At 70.9% G+C, this 16878-nt stretch carries 10 protein-coding genes; 7 read left to right on the plus strand and 3 right to left on the minus strand.

Going from position 1 to position 16878, the window contains the following annotated elements:
• The first annotated feature begins 113 nt into the window (after positions 1-113).
• The 5 genes from AC6CCG_RS00395 (at position 114) to AC6CCG_RS00415 (ending at position 8896) form a co-directional block, all read left to right on the plus strand.
• The gene (locus tag AC6CCG_RS00395; protein WP_496652449.1) at positions 114-3332 is read left to right on the plus strand and encodes a LamG-like jellyroll fold domain-containing protein; all 3219 of its coding nucleotides are present in this window, start codon (positions 114-116) and stop codon (positions 3330-3332) included.
• The gene (locus AC6CCG_RS00400; RefSeq protein ID WP_496652450.1) at positions 3329-3931 is read left to right on the plus strand and encodes a hypothetical protein; all 603 of its coding nucleotides are present in this window, start codon (positions 3329-3331) and stop codon (positions 3929-3931) included. The genes AC6CCG_RS00395 and AC6CCG_RS00400 overlap by 4 nt, the downstream gene beginning before the upstream one ends.
• A complete protein-coding gene (locus AC6CCG_RS00405; protein ID WP_496652451.1) occupies positions 3928-6015 on the plus strand; it encodes a glycosyltransferase in 2088 nt (695 codons plus the stop codon). The genes AC6CCG_RS00400 and AC6CCG_RS00405 overlap by 4 nt, the downstream gene beginning before the upstream one ends.
• Positions 6012-7514 (plus strand): lipopolysaccharide biosynthesis protein, encoded by a 1503-nt coding sequence (locus tag AC6CCG_RS00410; protein WP_496652452.1) that lies wholly within the window; start codon positions 6012-6014, stop codon positions 7512-7514. The genes AC6CCG_RS00405 and AC6CCG_RS00410 overlap by 4 nt, the downstream gene beginning before the upstream one ends.
• Before the next feature lie 119 nt (positions 7515-7633).
• Positions 7634-8896: a hypothetical protein gene (locus tag AC6CCG_RS00415; protein ID WP_496652453.1), complete on the plus strand. Its 1263-nt coding sequence runs from the start codon at positions 7634-7636 to the stop codon at positions 8894-8896.
• A gap of 569 nt (positions 8897-9465) precedes the next feature.
• Here AC6CCG_RS00415 and AC6CCG_RS00420 read toward each other — a convergent pair.
• Positions 9466-10134, minus strand: a complete 669-nt coding sequence (locus AC6CCG_RS00420; protein WP_496652454.1) for a polysaccharide deacetylase family protein — start codon at positions 10132-10134, stop codon at positions 9466-9468.
• A 110-nt stretch (positions 10135-10244) separates the two neighbouring features.
• On the opposite strand from AC6CCG_RS00420, the gene AC6CCG_RS00425 reads away from it, so the two are divergent.
• Positions 10245-12065, plus strand: a complete 1821-nt coding sequence (locus AC6CCG_RS00425) for a tyrosine-protein kinase domain-containing protein (protein ID WP_496652455.1) — start codon at positions 10245-10247, stop codon at positions 12063-12065.
• Here AC6CCG_RS00425 and AC6CCG_RS00430 read toward each other — a convergent pair.
• On the minus strand, positions 12062-12601 hold the full coding sequence (locus tag AC6CCG_RS00430) for an arsenate reductase/protein-tyrosine-phosphatase family protein (RefSeq protein WP_496654370.1): 540 nt from the start codon (positions 12599-12601) through the stop codon (positions 12062-12064). The genes AC6CCG_RS00425 and AC6CCG_RS00430 overlap by 4 nt on opposite strands.
• A 97-nt stretch (positions 12602-12698) precedes the next feature.
• Here AC6CCG_RS00430 and AC6CCG_RS00435 point away from each other — a divergent pair, with 97 nt between their 5' ends.
• Positions 12699-15095, plus strand: coding sequence for a right-handed parallel beta-helix repeat-containing protein (locus tag AC6CCG_RS00435; RefSeq protein WP_496652456.1), 2397 nt, complete (start codon positions 12699-12701; stop codon positions 15093-15095).
• A gap of 34 nt (positions 15096-15129) precedes the next feature.
• On the opposite strand, the gene AC6CCG_RS00440 is transcribed toward AC6CCG_RS00435, so the two are convergent.
• A complete protein-coding gene (locus AC6CCG_RS00440) occupies positions 15130-16623 on the minus strand; it encodes a sugar transferase (protein WP_496652457.1) in 1494 nt (497 codons plus the stop codon).
• Positions 16624-16878: the final 255 nt, after the last annotated feature.

Consider the following 16878-nt stretch of genomic DNA (forward strand, 5'->3'; position numbering starts at 1 on the left):
ATCGGTTAGCATCTCCTTGGTCGGCTATCGGTCGACGATCCAGGGGGAGTGTCCGGCAGTGGTGGGGGCCGCGCCAGGCACGAAAAATGTCGGGGAAGTCAATGCGCAGCTTCATGCCTGCCAGTCGCGCACCGAGACGCGCGCTGGCCATCCTGCTCGCGGTTGCCCTGCTGGCGATGCTGCCGGTGCAGCATGCCGCCGCGGCGCCGGGACCGATCAAGCAGCGCCCGGCCGGGATGGTGACCGCCGACGCGCTGCCGACCGTACAGATCAACGGGGTGGTCTGGACCCAGGCGATCAACGGCAACACGGTCTATGCGGGCGGCCAGTTCACCAAGGCCCGGCCCGCCGGTTCGCCGGCCGGCCAGAACGAGACGACGCGGCAGAACCTGCTCGCCTTCGACGTCACCACCGGTGCGCTGATCACGTCGTTCAACCCGTCGCTGAACTCCACGGTGAAGGACGTCAAGGTCTCGCCGGACGGGAAGCGGCTCTACGTGGCCGGCTCGTTCACCACGGCCAACGGGCAGAACCGCTACCGGATCGCTGCCTATGACACGGCGACCGGAGCCTTGATCAGCAGCTTCGCGCCGTCCACCAACGCCACCATCGCGGCGATCGCGGTGACCAACACCGTCGTGTACGTCGGCGGCTGGTTCTCCCAGGCCAACGGCGTGGCTCGGACCCGGCTGGCCGCGTTCAGCGCGGCCGACGGCTCGCTGCTCGGCTGGGCGCCCACCGCCGACGCCGACATCCAGGCGATGACGCTGACCCCGGACAACAGCAAGGTGATCATCGGCGGCAAGTTCAAGAACGTCAACGGCGCGAGTGCGTACGGCATCGCGTCGCTGAACGCGACCAACGGATCGCTGCTGCCGTTCTCGATCAACTCGGTGGTGCGCAACGCCGGCGACACCGCGGGCACCTATTACCTGACCCGCGACGGGGACACGGTCTATGGCACCAGCTTCAACTTCGGCACCGGCAACTTCGAGGGCGTCTGGGCGGCCAACCCGACCAGCGGCGCGATCAAGTGGCTGGACGACTGCCATGGCGACACGTACTCGGCGTTCAGCGCCAACGGTGTGGTCTACGGCGCCGGGCATCCGCACTACTGCAGGAACATCGGCGGCTACCCGGACACCAGCCCGCGGCAGCACCACTACCTGATGGCCTACACGAAGGACGCCACCGGGACCGTCGCGAAGAACGGCCAGACCGGATCCGGCTACGGCAACTTCGAGGGGCAGCCGGCGCCGTCGATCATCAACTACTTCCCGACCCTGACCGCGGCCAACTTCACCGGCCAGTGGCAGGCGGCGTGGAGCCTGACCGGCAACAGCGACTATCTCGTGGCCGGCGGAGAGTTCACCAAGGTCAACGGCACCGGCCAGCAGGGTCTGGTCCGGTTCGCCACCTCGAGCAAGGCGCCGAAGAAGCGCGGCCCGGTGGACAGCGGCGCGCTGTTCAAGCCGACCGTGAGCGCGGTGGACGGGCATGCGGCCAAGATCACCTGGACCTCGAACTGGGACCAGGATGATCAGAATCTCAGCTACCAGGTGGTCCGGTCCGACAAGGTCGGCACGCCGCTGGGCACGGTCAAGGGCGTCTCGCAGTTCTGGAACCGGCCCAAGTTGTCCTTCGTCGACAGCACGGCCGAGCCCGGGAAGACGTACCGCTACCGGATCGTGGCGATCGACCCGGACGGCAACCGGGCGACCGGCGACTACGTGGACATCACGATGCCGGCCAACACCGCCCTCGGGACGTACGCGATCGGCGTGCTCGGTGATCAGCCCAGTCGGTACTGGCGGTTGAACAGCTTCACCTCGAGCAGCTCGCCGGACCTGACCGGTGGCGACAACCTGCGCACCAACAGCGTCAGCCGGACCTCGTCCGGTGCCCTGCTGAACGACAACGACGGTGCGGCCGTGTTCAGCGGCTCCTCGCTGAGCCGGGCGGGTTCGACCACGGCAGCCGCGGCGCCCGAGACCTTCGCGATCGAGGGCTGGTTCTCGTCGAGCTCCGGCAACGGCGGCAAGATCATCGGGTACGGCAACAGCCAGACCGGAAGCTCGAGCACCTTCGACCGGCAGCTCTATCTGGACAGCGGCGGGCGGATCAGCTTCGGCGTCGGTGACCGGAAGGTGGTGCGGTCGACCAAGGCCTACAACGACGGCCAGTGGCACCACGTGGTGGGGCAGCTGTCCTCCGCCGGCCTCGAGCTGTACGTCGACGGCGACCGGGTCGCGGCCGACCCGGCGGTGACGGCGGGCCTCTCCTACGACGGCTACTGGCGGATCGGTGGCGACAACCTGAGCGGTTGGCCGAACCGGCCCGCGAGCAACTTCCTGAACGGCCGGGTGGACGAGGTCGCGATCTACCCGGAGCCGCTGACCGCCGAAGAGGTGGCGCTGCACTACTCGGCGTCCGGGCGGCAGAGCACGAACACCCCGCCGGTCGCGGAGTTCAGCTGGACCGCCGATGATCTCGACGTGTCCTTCGACGCCGCGGCCTCGACCGACGAGGGCGGCCAGATCGTCTCGTACGACTGGGATTTCGGCGACGGGACCAACGGAACCGGCAAGACGGCCCAGCACAGCTACGCGGCGATCGGCGGCTATGACGTCACGCTGACCGTGACCGACGACGACGGCATGACGAGCCAGGTGACCAAGCGGGTCACCGCGGCCGGGGCGGGGGTCGTCGCCAGCGACGCGTTCGGCCGGACCGTCGCGACCGGCTGGGGCAGCGCCGACGTCGGCGGCGCCTGGACCACTTCCGGTGGCAGCGCGTTCGGCATCGCGGACGGGGCCGGGCGGATCGATTTCGCCGCCCCGGGGACGTTGCTCTCGGCGTCGTTGAGCGAGCCGTCCGCGACCGACCTGACCATGATCACCGATCTTGCGGTGGACAAGGTGCTGAGCGGGAACGGACTCGCGATCAGCCTGCAGGGAAGGGCGGTCGGCAACTCCGACTACCGGCTCAAGGTGCGCTTCCTGCCCAACGGCGAGACCCACCTGGTGCTGGCCGCGGCGGTGAACGGCTCGGAGACGATCCTCGGTGAGGTCAACGTGCCGACCGTGACCTATCAGGCCGGCCAGGCGTTGCGGGTCTCCTTCACGATCTCCGGCACCGGCACGACGACACTGGCCGGGAAGGTCTGGCCGGTCGGCGGCACCGAGCCGGCGGCGGCGCAGATCACCCGGACCGACGGCACGCCGTCGCTGCAGACGGCGGGCTCGGTCGGCTTCCTCGGCTACCTGTCCGGCAACGTCGGCAACGCGCCGATCCGGCTCACCGTGGACAACCTGAAAGTGATCGCACCATGATCAAGTTCCGCAGCGGTCTCGCCGCTCTGGCCGTCGCCGGCGCCCTCGTCGCCGGCGTCGGGCTCGCCGGTTGCGCGACGACCGGCCGGGAGGCGTTGCCGCCGGCCGCGACCCCGTCCGCCCGGCCGCCCGTCCAGAAGCCGGTTCCGCCGCCCGCCAAGGACAGCGGGGACATCCGGGACAAGGTGAAGGAGAAGTCCGTCACCTCCCGGAAGCCGGTGTCGCTGAACAAGTCCGCCCAGGTGGCCGACGGCATCACGGTCCGGATCGAGCGGACGAAGTCGATCAAGGCCAAGGCCACCCTGCCCGGTGAGGTCGCCGGTCCCGCCATCCGGTTCGATCTGGTGATCGAGAACGAGACCACGAAGCCGATCGACCTGGTCGCCGTCGTCGTCGAGTGCACCGACGAGACCGGTGCGCCGGTGAACCGGATCAGCAGTGACCCGGCGGCACCATTCGAGGGCGTCCTGGAGCCGGGCCAGTCCGCCAAGGGCCGGTACGTCTTCGTGATCGACGAGAAGCAACGGGACAAGATCTCGCTCGCGGTCACGGTCACGGGTGACCTGCCGTCCGTCAGGTTCGAGGGTCCGCTCGGGTGAACCAAGCGGACGGGAGCGGTGCGGGCTCCGCGATCGTCATCGTCAACTTCGGCTCACACCGGCTGCTCGCCGCGGCCGCCGCTGATCCGGCGAACGTGCTCGCCCAGCCGGACCGGCTGATCATCGTCGTCGACAACCTGTCCGGGCCCGCGGAACGGGCGGCGGTCGTGCGCATGACGACCGAACGCGGCTGGCACCTGGTGACGCTGCCGGACAACTACGGCTTCGGGGCCGGGGTCAACGCCGGCGTCCGCCGAGCCGTCGAGCTCGGCGCCCGCACCGTGATCCTGCTCAATCCCGACGCGGTGCTCGATCCGGCGACGGCCGACGCCCTGCACCAGCACTGCCTCGACCGGCCCGCTGACCTGGTCAGCCCGCGGCTGGTCGACTCGACCGGAAAGCCGTACTTCACGGGGGCGTTCGTCGAGCTGGCCACCGGTGCCATCCGTGGCTGGCGGGCGACGCCGGAGGAGGGCTTCGCCGACGAGCTGGTGCTGCCGTCGCTGGCGGATCGGTTCGGCTGGCTGACGGCGGCCTGTCTGGCCCTGACGGTCGAGCTGTGGCAGCGGGCCGGCGGGCTGGCCGAGGACTACTTCATGTACTGGGAGGACGTCGACTTCAGCGTCCGGTGCGCCCGGGCCGGGGCCCGGCTGGTGTTGCGGAATGATCTTGTCGCCGTGCACGACGAGGGCGGCACGCAGCGCTCCTCGGGCCCGGCGAAGTCCGACCTCTACTACCGCTACAACTGCCGCAACCGGCTGCTGTTCGCCCGGCGGCTGCTGGGCCGCCGGCAGCGGCTGCGCTGGCTGGTCGCGACGCCGGCGCAGAGCTGGCAGATCTATCTGCGTGGCGGCCGTCGGCAGCTGCTCAGCCATCCGGCCGGCCTGCTGGCGGCGGTGTGGGGCACCCTGGCCGGGCTGTTCCAGCTGCTCCGGCCACGGCCCCGGCGCCGGCCGACGACACCGCGGGTGCTGCTGGCGCATCCGAGCGCCGACCTGTACGGATCGGACCGGATGCTGCTGGAGTCGGCCGAGGCGCTGCGCGACGACGGCTGGCGGGTGACCGTCGTGCTGCCGTACCAGGGACCGTTGCTGGAGGTGCTCGACGAGCGCGGCTTCGACGTGCGGACCTGCGGGCTGCCGGCGCTGCGCAAGGCGATGCTGACGCCGGCCGGTCTGGCTCGGTTCATGATCGATTCCGTACGGTACGCGGGCGCGGCGGTGCGGCTGATCCGCGAGGCCGGCACCGACCTGGTCTACGTGAACACGCTGGTCGCGCCGGGCTGGATGATCTTGGGCCGGCTGGCCGGCCGCCGGGTCGTCTGCCACGTGCACGAGGCCGAACGGCAGCTGTCCCGGCGGGTGCGGCGGGTGCTCACCGCGCCGCTCGGACTGACCCACCGGGTGATCACCAACAGCCGATTCACCACCGACGTGCTGGCCGCCACCTCCGCCGCGGCGCGAACCCGGAATTCCGTGGTCCACAACGGACTCGAGCTGCCGGAGCCGCAGCCGCCGCGGCCGGCGCTGACCGGTCCGGTGCGGTTGGTCTACTGCGGCCGGCTGTCCCGGCGGAAGGGGCCGCAGACGGCGATCGCCGCGGCACGGCTGCTGGCCGAGCGCGACCTGGACGTGCGGCTGGACCTGCTCGGTGCGCCGGTGGCCGGGCAGGAGGACTTCGAGGCGGAACTGCGGGAGCTGGCGGCACCGCTGGGCGACCGGGTCCGGTTCCGCGGCTTCCACGCCGACCCGTCGGCCTGGCTGGCCGACGCCGATCTCGTGGTCGTGCCGTCGATCGGCGACGAGTCGTACGGGAACGCGGCGGTGGAGGCGGCCGCCGCGGGACGGCCGGTGGTGATCACCGATCAACCGGGCCTGATCGAGGCGGTCGGCGACCTGCCGTCGGTCCGGGTGGTGACCCCGGACCGGCCGGAAGAACTGGCCGACGCGCTGGCGGAGTTGATCAAGGACTGGGAGGCGGCGTCGGCCGCGGCGGCCGGAGTCGCGGCCGGGGTCCGCGAGGCGCACGCACCGGCCCGCTACCGGCGCGAACTGGCCGCGCTGGCCCGGGCCACGCTGAGATGACCACCCCGGACGACGGTCCGGAGACCGCCGCCGAGGAACGGACCGCGGAAGCCGGCCGCGGACTCGGCGGGATCGCGGCCCGGAGCGCGGTCGTGACGATGACCGGGCAGCTGGCCAAGATCATCATCCAGCTGGTCTCGGTGGTCATCCTGGCCCGGCTGCTGACCCCGTACGACTACGGACTGCTGGCGATGGTGATGGCCGTGGTCGGCGTGGCCGACGTCTTCCGCGACTTCGGGCTGTCCTCGGCCGCGGTGCAGGCGAAACAGCTCTCCCGGGCCCAGCGGGACAACCTGTTCTGGGTGAACACGCTGACCGGGCTGATCCTGCTGGTCGTGATCATCGCCGCCGGCCCGCTGCTGGCCCTGTTCTATCGCCAGCCGGAGCTGACCATGATCAGCGCGGTGGTCGGATTGTCCTTCCTGTTCAGCGGTCTGGCCACGCAGTACCGGGCCGACCTGCAGCGACGGCTGCTGTTCACCCGGCTCACCGTCGCCGATGTCGGGTCCCCCTTGGTCGCCCTCGGGGTCGCGATCGGCCTGGCCCTCGGCGGGGCCGGCTACTGGGCCCTGGTCGGGCAGCAGGTGGTCCAGTTCCTGGCGAACCTGATCATGGTCGTGATCGCCGCCGGCTGGCTGCCGCGCTGGTGGCGCCGGGACGCCTCGGTGCGCCCGTTCCTCGCCTTCGGCGGCAACCTGGCCGGCGGTCAGCTGATCCACTACCTCGGCGCGAACTTCGACGCGCTGCTGATCGGTGCCCGGTTCGGCGCGAACCCGCTCGGCCTCTACAACCGCGGCTTCCAGCTGCTGATGCGACCGCTGGGCCAGTTGCGTGCCCCACTCACCTCGGTCGCACTGCCCGTGCTGTCCAGGCTGACCGACGACGAACGCCGGTACGGCGAGTACCTCCGGATCGGGCAACGCGCGATGGGCTACACGCTGGTGCTCGGCCTCGGACTGGTGATCGGCGCCGTCGATCCGGTGGTGGCGATCTTCCTCGGCGACCAGTGGACCGGCGTCGCGCCGATCATGCGCTGGCTGGCCCTGTGCGGGATCTTCGAGACGCTGGCCTTCGTCGGCTACTGGACGTACGTGTCGAAGGGCCTGGTCCGCAAGCTGCTCCACTTCACGATCATGTCCACCGCGATCAAGATCATCGGCATCTCGATCGGCAGCCTCTGGGGCGTCGAGGGCGTCGCGGCCGGCTTCGCGCTGGCCGAGGTGGCCTCCTGGCCGCTCTCCTTCGCCTGGCTTCGGCGCAGTTCCGGCGTCGACGTGGTCCCGTTGATCGTCAACGGACTGCGGATCGTCGCGGTCAGCCTGGCCATCGCCGCGGCGACCTGGCTGGTCAGCTGGCAGTTGGCCGGTGCCGGCGACTGGGCCCGGCTCGGCGCGGCCGTCGGGGTCGCGGTCGTGGTCGCCGCCGCCTCGCTGGCCGTGCCGTCGGTGCGCCGGGACGTCGCGTCGGTGGCTCGCTCGGCCCGGCTGGGTTTCCGGTGACCGAGCGTCCGCGGGCTATCGTTGGCCGACGTAGAAGACTGGACTCTCCTCGGTCGGAGGTGGTCGTGGCTCCCGTCGGGCCTCGTCGGAGCGCGGTTGGATCCGCGCCGCCGGCCGCGGTGGCGACTCCCGCGGTGCCGGTCGACGAGCGCTGGGCGGCCACCGAGAAGCTGCTCGCGGCCGGGCTGGTGTTCGCGGTCGCGGTCCGGATCTACCTGTTCTCCGCGTTGACGCCCGGGATCGGGCTGGCCGTGGTGCTGGCGCCGCTGCTGCTGGCCGTGCTGCCCCGGTTCCGGCTGGCCCTCCCGCTGTTCGTGCTGGCCGGCGTGGCCCTGGTCGGCGGCGTCGGGCTGTCGGTGCTGGCTCCGGATGCGTACCGGATCGAAGCGGGCAACCAGCTGTATTCGATCACCTTCTTCGCGGGCATCTTCATCTCCGTCGCGGCACTGCTGTGGGCCCGGACCAAGCTCGAACCGGCGACGATCGCGATCATCTTCGGGCTCGGTTCCATGATCAGCGCCGCGTTCGGGGACGGCCTCGGCTCCGGCAATCCGTGGAAGTTCGCGCTGGCCGTGCCGGTGGCCATGCTGCTGCTGGGCGTGGCCTCCGCGACCCGGTCCCGGATCGTCGAGCTGGTCGTGTTGATCATGCTCGCCGGGGTGTCGGTGATCTTCGACTCCCGCTCGTACATGGCGACCTTCCTGCTGGCCGGCGTGCTGGTGGTCTGGCAGCTGAAGCCGCGGAGGCTGAGCCAGCGCGGCACGGTGGCCCGGACCGCGATCCTGCTGGTGGCCGCCGGCGCCGCCGTCTACCTGCTCGGCACCGAGTTGCTGGTCGGCGGCGTGCTCGGCACCGAGGCCCAGCAGCGCACCCTGTCCCAGCTGGACACGGCCGGCAACCTGATCCTCGGCGGCCGCCCCGAACTCGGCGCTTTCCTTGCCCTGCTGGCGTACCGGCCGATCGGGTTCGGCTTCGGCGCCGTCCTCGACCTGGCCGGCGTGAACGCGGCCAAGGCCGGCATGACCGCGACCGGCTACGACGCCGAGAACGGCTACGTCGAACGCTTCATGTTCGGCTCCGGCATCGAACTTCACTCCGTGACCGGCGACCTGTGGGCTCAGACCGGCCTGCCCGGCATCGCGCTGGCGATCATGATCGCCGTGATCGTGATCATCGGCGTCGTCCGCCACGTCGCCCACGGCACCGCCACCGCCCTGCTCCTCTTCCTCACCTGCTGGACTGGCTGGAACCTCCTCTTCAGCCCCCTGATCTCCGCCACCCCCACCCTGATCCTCCTGCTCGCCCTCACCCTCACCCCCCAACCCCCTCCGCCGACCGGTCACCAAAGCAGCAGTTCTGCCGGCGTGTCGCTGCAGAAGTGACCGGTCGATTCGGGCTTGGAGGCGGCGGTTCGAAGGGCGAGCGTTGATGATCATCGCCGCGCCGGAATGATCACCGCGGCTCGTCGGCGCTCGCCGCGCCGCCGTGAGCAGCGCTTCCGTACCGGATCGCGCAGGATGCCAGAGTCGGCTGGAGCGATCGCAGGCTCGGGAGCGGACGAAAAGAGATGCGGCGCTGCGGGAGCGGGCGCGGAGGCGGGTGTTCGTGGCTGCGGGCCTGGGACGACGTGCGCGCGGGCGGCTCGCGACCGGGTGCAGCCCGGGAGGCGAGACCTGTGACTGAGGGGCCGTTCCCGCGGGAACGGGAATCGATCAGCACCGAGTGGACACCTTGACCTCGATTTCGCCGAATTTCCGGGTCAAGGTGTCCACTCGGCGAGGTGGGGTTGACCTTCGAGCGGGCTGAACGCCCAGGCTCGGGTGATGAGTTTCAGGACGGGGCGGTTCGGGATCGACGCCGAGGCCCCGGCGCCCGACTGTCGGCTCCAGCTCGATCCGGCGCGGTGCCGTACCCGATGACCGTTCGGGCCCGGGCTGCGGCGGAGCGGGGGTCAGCGGGAGAAGCGGCCGGCGAGGATGGGGCGGCCTTGCTCCAAGGCTCGGCCGAGGGAGACGGCTCGCCAGCCCTTGGCCGTGTAGCGGTCCAGGATCTGGGCGATCAGGTCGTGGCGGTCGAGGGTGTGGGTGACGTCCTCGAGGGCTCCGTCGGGGGTGCCGGCGAAGCCGTCGTGGCCGAGCAGGATGGCTCCCGGGCGGGCGCCTTGCTGGGCCTTGGCGACGCGCTCCTGCTGGGGGAGGTCGCGCCAGTCCCAGGTGGTCGGCCCCCAGAAGACGGGCATCAGGCCGGCGGCTCGGATGCCGCGCCAGTTGGCGAGGGTCTGCCGGCCGTACGGCGGGCGGAACCAGCGGAGCGGCTGGCCGGTCAGGTCGGACAGTTCCTTCGCCGCATCAGCGGTACGGCGCTCGGTGGCGGCGGCGTCGAAGCGGGGGAGCGGCTGATGGTCCGGGCCGTGCAGGGCGAGCTCGTGGCCGGCGGCGACGAGCTCGGCGAGCAGGGTCGGGTGACGGCGGATCCGGGTGCCCAGGACGAAGAAGGTCGCGGTGGCGTTGCGCTCGGCCAGGGCGGTGAGCACCTGCTCGGTGCCGACCGGGTCCGGGCCGTCGTCGAAGGTGAGCACGACCTCCGGCGCCCGAGTCCGTACCGCAATGACGGAACCCACCAGGGCCGCCGCACGTTCGACAACCGGCCGACCGATCCGCAGGACCTTACGTAACACCGCACCCCCTGACGACTCGGCGAATAGACTACCGGCGGCTGACGAAGGAGGAGGTGACTCGGCGAATGGACCTGCGCAGCTACCTCAGCGCCCTGCGCAAGAACTGGTGGCTGGTCCTCGTCATCACCGCCGCCTGTACGGCGATCGCGGTGGCGGCCCTGGTGCTCACCCCGAACACGTACGCCAGCCGGGTCACCTTCTATGTCAGCACCCCGATCTCCGACGGCAGCAACCCGCAGTCGTCCGGGCAGTTCGCGGTCACCCGGGTCAATTCGTACGTGGAGCTGCTGTCCAGCGACAAGCTCGCCCAGGAGGTGGCCCAGGAGGTCGGCTTCGAGGCACCGCCCGGCAGCCACGAGGACATGATCACCGGCTCGGCCGAGCTGAACACGGTGCTGGTGACAGCGACGATCAGCGACGCCGACCCGGCCCGCGCGTTCGCCATCGCGGAGGCCGTCTCGGACAAGTTCCCGGAGATGGTCGACGAGCTGGACAACAAGGGCAAGTCGGGCTCCGCCGTCGTCGTCCTGACCACGGTCTCCGGCCCCACTCCGCCGATCGTCGTGGCGCCGAGCCTGCGGATCTACGGCGCGATCGGCGTCGGCGGCGGGCTGGTGCTCGGCGTGCTCGCCGCGCTGCTCCGGGAGCTGCTGAACACGAGCATCCGCAGCCAGGAGACGCTCAGCGAGGTGCTCGGCGCGCCGGCGCTCGGCACGATCAACTTCGATCCGACGACGAAGCGGCTGCCGTTGATCATCGGCGAGCAGGCGGCGTCGGCGCGGTCGGAGTCGTACCGCCATCTGCGGACCAGCCTGCAGTTCGTCGACGCGGCCGCCGCGACCCAGGTCCTGCTGGTCACCTCGGCGGTGCCCAACGAGGGCAAGACGACGACGTCGGTCAACCTGGCGCTGAGCTTCGTCGAGTTCGGCGACCGGGTGTTGTTGATCAGTGCCGACCTGCGCCGGCCGCGGCTCGGCTCGCTGCTCACCCTGTCGGAGTCGAACGGTCTGACCGGGCTGCTGGTCGGGCAGACCCAGTTGAACGACGCGATCCAGCAGTGGGGCAACAGCCAGCTCTTCTACATCGGCAGCGGCTCCCTGCCGCCCAATCCGTCCGAGCTGCTCGGCGGGGAGCGGATGGCCGAACTGATGGAACGGCTCCGCGGCCGGTTCGACAAGATCATCGTCGACGCCCCGCCGTTGCTGCCGGTCACCGATGCGGCGGTGGCGTCGGCTCTGGTCGACGGCGTCGTCGTGGTGGTACGCGACGGACACACCAACCGGACCCAGCTGACGGCCGCGCGGAAGACTCTGGACGCGGTCGGCGCCCGGATCATCGGCGGCGTGCTCAACATGCGCAAGTCGAGCCGGCGCGAGCAGCGGACGTACGGCGGCGACTCGTACCAGGTGGCCACCTTCCAGGCCCGCCGTAGCGCCGGGCTGAGCTCGGCGAGCCCGACCGGCTTCGACGAGGAGCCGACCCCGGCCCGGTCGGCTGACTCGGCGGAGCGCCCGGCGGTGTCCGCGCCGCCGGCCGTACCCGCTGCGCCGGCCCCGCACCCGACACCCGAACCGGCTCCGCAGCCGACCCAGCCAACGGCCCCGTGGCCGGCCCGGGCGCAGACGCCGACGATGATCACCAGCCTGGACGACTTCGACCAGACCGACACCATCGAGCAGCCGGACCTGGTCAACCGGCTGCGCCAGGTCGAGGAGCACCGGCCGGCCGACGAACCGCACCCGACGCTGGAGCCGAGCCCGGCCGAGGAGCCGGCCGACGACGCCGAGACGGCGGAGACGGTCGTGATCGAGGCCGACGAGGAGGACCCGGCGCTGTCCCCGGGCACGCCGTCACTGCCGAGCCGCGAGGGCTAGCCGATCGCGCGCCAGTCCGTGTAGCCGAGGATCGAGTCGACCGCACTCTCGATCAGGTCCGCGCAGACCCGGTAGCCGCGCCGCGGCCCGCCGACCGGATCGGCGAGGTCCTCGGAGTGTTCCGGCGGCTGACTGGCCCCCTGCATCTCCAGGGCCAGATGCAACAGTTCCCGGCCGGTCCGGAGCTGGCCGTCGCGGTCCGGATCGTCGACGAACCGGGCGAACTGCAGCAGCGTGAAGGTCCGCCGCCGTGCCGCCGGCTCGACCGCCGCGATCAACTCCCGCTGCCGCTGCTCCGCGGTCAGGATCAGGTCGGCCTCGGCGATCAGCTGCCGGTTCACCCGGCGGCTGCGAAACCCGGTCGAATCGATGCCCATCCGGTCCAGGATCTTGGCCGCGTTGGGCATGATTTGGGTGTGCTCGACAGCGTGCGTTCCTGCGGATGAGATCCGCCAGTTCAACGGCGACTCCGCAAGCCGGGATCGCAAGATATGCTCAGCCATGGGCGATCGACAGCGATTGGCCGTGCACACCATGAGGATGGTGAAGGCGTCATCCACAGGCGCGCGCCCTCAGTTCCCCCGCATCCGATTGCCCCGGCTTCGACTGCATGCGGCGATTGTTGCAGTGTCGGTGGCCGTCCTCGCGACGGGGTTGGTGCTCGTCGGACCGCCCGCCGCGACCGCCGAGATCCCGGGCTTCGCGGAGGCCGTCAACCTCACCGATGACTTCGATCGCGCTCCCGCCAAAGCCCTCGGTACGGCAGCGAAGGGCGGCCGCTACGTCGTCGAGGGCGACACCGTGCGGGTCGCTGGCAGCACCACCGACGGGTACGCGGAGCTGCGGCTGACCCGGCCGGCCTCGGCGATCGGTGCCCGGCTGCCGGACGTCCGAACGGCCGATCAGCGGCTCAGCGCGGTGATCGAACTGCCCGCGCTGCCGGCCGACGGCCACGGCGTCTCGGTGAGCCTGCTGTTCCGGCAGCAGGACGACGGCGGCTATCTGGCCACGGCCACCATCGCTCCCGACGGTACGGTCTCGCTCGGCGTCAGCCGGCAGTCCGGCGGTAGCGAGACCCGGATCGGGCCGGTCGCCGACAGCGGGGTCCGGGTCGCCGCCGGCCAGCGGCTCGCGCTGGCCGCGTACCTGGTCGGCGATCAGCCCGTCGAGGTGGGTGTGCGAGTCCAGCCCGCCGATCGGCTGCCCGGCCGCTGGCTGGTCCGGCAGGACGGTGACGCCGGCCGGATCCGTACCGCCGGCACGGTCGGGTTCCGCGGCTACCTGGCCCGGGACTCGAGGCCGACCACCGTACGGGTGCATGAGGTTTCCGGCGCGGAACTGTCCCGGTCGGTCGACCCGACGCCGGGTCCCGCCGCGTCCGGCCAGGCCGGGGCGGTGCCGGTCGGCGGCTCGGCCTATCCGGTGCCGGCCGGTGCGATCTTCGTGGCCCCGTACGGTTCCGACGCGGCCGACGGCTCGGAGGCGGCGCCGCTGGCCTCGCTCGGCCGGGCGATCGCCGTGGCACCGGCCGAGGCGACCATCGTCCTGCGCGCCGGCAGTTATCCGGAACAGGTCCACGTCCCGCCCTCGAAGCGGCTGACCATCCAGCCCTATCCGAGCGAGGCGGTCTGGCTGGACGGCAGCGCGCCGCTGACCCACTGGACCCCGGCCGGCAGCACCTGGACCGCGCCGCTGCCCGCCGAGTTCTCGTCCTGGGCCAGTCACACCGAGGGTTCCAACGAGGGCGGGTTCGTCAATCCGAAGTACCCGATGGCCGCCCATCCCGACATGGTGTTCGTCGACGGCGAGCCGCTGGTCCAGCTCCCGGCCGGCACCGCTCCGGGCCCGGGTCAGTTCGCCGCCGACTACGACGCCGACCTGATCATCATCGGCACCGACCCGTCCGGCCGGGAGGTGCGGGCCAGCGTGCTCGGCCGTGCGGTCGTCGTGTCCGGCCAGGTGACGCTGCGCGGCCTCGGCATCCGGCGGTACGCGACCTCACTGCCGCAGATGGGGACGATCTATCTCGGCGGCAGTACCGGCGGCAGCGTGCTGGAGCAACTGGTCGTCGAGGACAACGCCACCCAGGGCATCTCGGTGGCCACCGGCAACGTGCTGATCGACCGGGTCACCTCCCGTGACAACGGCATGGTCGGCATCCACGCCGCGTACGCCGACGGCTTGTTGATCAAGGACTCGCTGATCACCGGCAACAACACCGAGCACTTCAACCCCGCGCCGGCCGCGGCCGGGATCAAGATCGGCCGCAGCCGCGGCATCACGGTGACCGGCAGCCTGCTCGAACGCAACCTCGGCGTCAACGGCATCTGGCTGGACGAGAGCGTGGTCGGGTTCACCCTGGCCCGGAACACGATCCGTACCGACGACGGGCCGACCGGCATCGTCGCCGAACTGTCCGACACCGGTGTGATCGCCGGCAACGACATCAGCGGGCCGAAGGAGGGCATCACCCTCTACAACACCGGCCGGGTGGTGATCGCCAACAACGTGATCAGGCGCACGACGGTCTGGGACATCGGGCTGACCCAGGACGAGCGCCGGCAGGCCACCCATCCGGTCGGCCGGGACCCGCGGCACCCGGTGCCGGACCCGACCTGCCCGTGGCAGCTGCAGGACCTGACGGTGATCAACAACGTGTTCGCCGGCGAATCGGGCGGCGACAACCCCGGCTTCCAGTTCTACGGGCTGGACAAGCGGACCCGGGTGCCGCTGGACGCGATGAACGTCACCGTCGACGGCAACCTGTTCAGCGCGCCGGGCGGGCTGGAGTCGGAGCGGATGGCGGCCTGGGGCGGCGACGACAACGAGACGATCACCGTCTATCGGACGCCGGGCGCGCTGGCCTCGGCCAAGGATCCGGACTGGACCAACCTGCTCACCGGGAGTGCGGAGCCGGACCCGGCGGAACTGGACCGGCTGGCCGGTTCGGCGGTGGCGCTGCCGGACGCGGTGGCGGCGGCGCTGGGGCTGCCTGCCGGGACACGACTGATCGGCCCGCCGCGAGGGTGATCAACGAAGCGGGCCGGTCAGGGAGCGATCCCGGTCAGAAGGCGCCACGCTTCGCCAGGACGGCGAAGAACGTCTTCCACAAGATCAACAGATCGAGCGTCAGGGTCCAGTTCTCGACGTAGCGGAGGTCGAGCCGCACCGTCTCCTCCCAGCTGAGCAGGGAGCGGCCGCTCACCTGCCACAAGCCGGTCAGGCCCGGCGTGACGAGCAGGCGCCGGTGTGCGTGGTGTTCGTACGCGTCGACCTCGGACTGCAGCGGTGGCCGGGGCCCGACCAGCGACATCGACCCGGTCAGCACGTTGAACAGCTGCGGCAGCTCGTCCAGCGAGTAGCGGCGCAGGAACCGGCCGACCCGGGTGATCCGTGGATCGTCGTGCAGCTTGAACATCAGGCCCACCTCGGGATGGCTGGCGCGCAGCGCGGCCAACCGCTCCTCGGCGTCGACGTGCATCGACCGGAACTTCCACATGGTGAAGGTGCTGCCGTCCAGCCCGACCCGGGTCTGCCGGAAGAAGACCGGACCCCGGTCGGACAGCTTGATCGCCAGCGCGAGCGCGATCATCAGCGGACTGATGATCACCAGGCCGAACACGGTCATGATCAGGTCGGCGCCCCGCTTGACCAGCCGGCGCCAGCCGGTGAAGTGCGGCTGTTCGATCTTGAGCAGCGGCAGCCCGACGTGCGGCCGGATGTGCATCCGCGGGCCGGCCACCTCGACCAGGCCGGGGTGCACCAGCAACTCGATCCGGGCGCCCTCGAGCGACCAGGCCAGTCGGCGCAGATAGTCCCGGCTGGTCTGCTCGCCGGTGGTCACCGCGACCGCCTCACAGTCCAGGTCGCGGGCCAGCCGGGCCGCCTGATCAAGATCACCGAAGACCGGCAGTCCGAGATCGCGGGCCAGCGGCACCTCCTCGGCCGGTACGCAGACGCCGACCATCCGCAGGCCGGCGTGCGCCTCCCGCTGCAAGACCTCGGCCAGCGAATGGACCGACCCGGTGTGGCCGATCAACAGAGCGGCCTTCACGTTGCGTCCGGCCCGCTGCCGGCGGTGCAGCACCTTGCGGGCGGCGAACCTGGCGATCACGGTCAGCACGATGCCGATCGGCACGGCGACCAGCACCATGCCCAGCACCCCGTGCGCCTGCCGGAGCTCGGCGAGCACGGCGGCCAGCACGATGACGGCGATGCCGGCCCGTGCCGTCGCCTGCATCTCGTCGCTGCCGACGCCGATGTTGTGGCGCAGGTATCCCCGGTTCAACGCGATCGACACCGGCCAGACCACGGCTGCGGCCAGCACGAGCGGCAGCAGCTCAGGCAGATGTTCATAATGTGCGCCCGTGATGGCGTGCCCGATCAGCAGACTGGCCACGCCGACCACGGCGTCGACCAAGATCAACGCGGCGAGGTAGCGCCGGCTCCAGACCAGGAATCGCGGCCCCCGCCGCGGTTCTCGATCTGGTTCAGGCTTGTGCCCCCCAGCCCCGTCATCCGTCCGTTCGGGCGCGAGAACGCGCTCGACTACAGTCATGTCCCCCCAACTTTCCCCCGAAAGCCCCCGTCCCCCGACGGGTCAGAATCATGCGTGCCAGGAGGTGCGGGACGTTCGAAGGCTCAGCCGTCCGGGCGCGCAGGGCGCGACGCCGAAAAGCTGAGGAACGCCTGAGCGAATCCCCCGAATCTCCAGGCGAATGCAGCGTAACCCGGAATCGGGGCGCGGTCGAGACGTTCCGCGGAAATCCCGCAGAACGAGGAGATCAGGCGTTTTCAGGAGAGCGTACGGCGG

This window comes from Microlunatus sp. YIM B11417 (genome assembly GCF_059617205.1).

Coding starts and splice junctions, on each gene's coding strand:
- AC6CCG_RS00410 (WP_496652452.1), top strand. CDS start 6,012: ATGACCACCCCGGACGACGGTCCGGAGACCGCCGCCGAGGAACGGACC.
- AC6CCG_RS00430 (WP_496654370.1), bottom strand. CDS start 12,601: ATGGTGTGCACGGCCAATCGCTGTCGATCGCCCATGGCTGAGCATATC.
- AC6CCG_RS00440 (WP_496652457.1), bottom strand. CDS start 16,623: ATGACTGTAGTCGAGCGCGTTCTCGCGCCCGAACGGACGGATGACGGG.
- AC6CCG_RS00395 (WP_496652449.1), top strand. CDS start 114: ATGCCTGCCAGTCGCGCACCGAGACGCGCGCTGGCCATCCTGCTCGCG.
- AC6CCG_RS00400 (WP_496652450.1), top strand. CDS start 3,329: ATGATCAAGTTCCGCAGCGGTCTCGCCGCTCTGGCCGTCGCCGGCGCC.